The sequence below is a fragment of the Candidatus Saccharimonadia bacterium genome, from assembly GCA_035544015.1.
Taxonomy (GTDB): Bacteria; Patescibacteriota; Saccharimonadia; order UBA4664; family UBA4664; genus UBA5169.
In genome coordinates this window covers 1-1,532 of sequence record DATKIP010000040.1, presented here as the reverse complement: position 1 = coordinate 1,532, position 1,532 = coordinate 1, and the positions used below count along the sequence as shown (strand labels likewise).

Genomic DNA, 1,532 nt, shown 5'->3' with positions numbered 1-1,532 from the left:
TCGCCCCTAGCCATCATGGCCCAGGCCATTCGGGCAAGCTTGTTGGCAAGCGCGATGGCGGCGACCTTGGTCGGTCGCCGGGTCAACAGTGCCGTGAGCCACGGGCGGTGTTTGGTGCCGTGGATCTTGGCATAGCGGATGACGGCGAGTGCACCGGCCACGAACAGGCTGCGCAGATAGCGGTCACCCTGTTTGCTGATGCTGCCGAGCCTATCCTTGCCCCCGCTCGAGTGCTGCGTCGGAACGAGCCCGATCCAGGCCGAGAAGTTGCGTCCTGATCGGAAGGTCCTGGGGTCAGCAACGCTGGCGACCAAAGCGGTTGCTAGTAGCGGACCGACTCCGGGAATGTAATGAAGGCGCTTGCTCGTTTCGTTGGAGCGGTGCCAGACCATGATCATCCGATCGAACTCCACAATCTGCTCCTTGAGGCTGAGCAGTTGATTGCCGAGCGCGGCAAGGCACGCGCGGGCAACCTCAGGCACCCGTTTGTCACTCGGGTCGGCAACAATGTGGAGCAGTTCGGTTACTCCTTTGCGCCCGACCGGCGCGACGATACCAAATTCGGCAAGGTGAGCCCGGATCGAATTGATCACCGCGGTCTGCTGGCGAATAAACAGATGCCGTGTGCGGTGAAGCATCAGGCAGCTCTGCTGCTCAGGCGTCTTGGTGGGCACAAACCGCATGTTGGCTCTGGCGACAGCCTCACAGATGGCCTCGGCATCAGTGGCGTCATTCTTCTGCCGCTTGACGTAAGGCTTCACGTAGGCCGGCGGCATCAGTCGTACAGTGTGACCCAGTGCCTGGAGCTCGCGTGACCAATAGTGCGATGACGCGCAGGCCTCGATGCCAATCAGGCATGGCGGTAACTTCTGAAAGAACGCCAGAACGTACCGACGCTTCAACTGGCGGCGGATGACCACCTGGCCAGCAGCATCAACGCCGTGCACCTGAAAGACCGATTTGGCGATGTCGAGACCGATTGTCGTAATCGTTTGCATGGATGCTCCTCCGAATCGTGGGAGCTTTAACAGCGCCCACATCTTCGGCACTCATGTGCCGGTGGAGGAGCCGTCCACAGCATCAAAAGCCAAGCCGAGTGCTCCTGCTGAGCGGCCGGTAGCGGGACCGGTCGTGCCGCTTACGGTCACGCCCGTTGCCGCGGAAGAATTGCTTGGGGGCGTCGTCGTTGCTCCCCCCACCGACACAATCGTCACCCGCACGATCACCAAGGGCGAACCCGTCGCGGCGCGGCACGGGCGGGCCGACGATTTCAGCTGGCCGCGTGGTGCGGTCAATTTCGAACCGGGCGCGGTCGAGCCGACCGCGGCTGACACCACGGTGCCAGATGTCGGCGCGAACTCCGCCAAGTCTGCCCAGCGCAGGTCGGCGATGGATGCCTACGCCTCTCAAATTAGCAGACCGAAGCCCGCCCAGCGCCGGCCGCGCTCACGTCCCAATCCCGATCCCCCGTTTTTCGGATTCTTCCGGTAGGAGGGCTGGCGGCCGCCGCCTCTTGACCCTCCAAACATCAT

The 1,532-nt window shown here is 62.7% G+C and carries 2 protein-coding genes; one reads left to right on the top strand and one right to left on the bottom strand.

Annotated features, from left to right (window positions below):
- Nucleotides 1-998, bottom strand: a 998-nt coding sequence (locus VMT30_02605; GenBank protein ID HVQ43832.1) for an IS110 family transposase, incomplete at its 3' end; no start/stop codon positions are given.
- Here VMT30_02605 and VMT30_02600 point away from each other — a divergent pair.
- Nucleotides 997-1,491, top strand: coding sequence for a hypothetical protein (locus tag VMT30_02600; GenBank protein HVQ43831.1), 495 nt, complete (start codon nt 997-999; stop codon nt 1,489-1,491). The two genes, VMT30_02605 and VMT30_02600, sit on opposite strands and share 2 nt — an antisense overlap.
- The last annotated feature ends 41 nt before the right edge of the window (nt 1,492-1,532 follow it).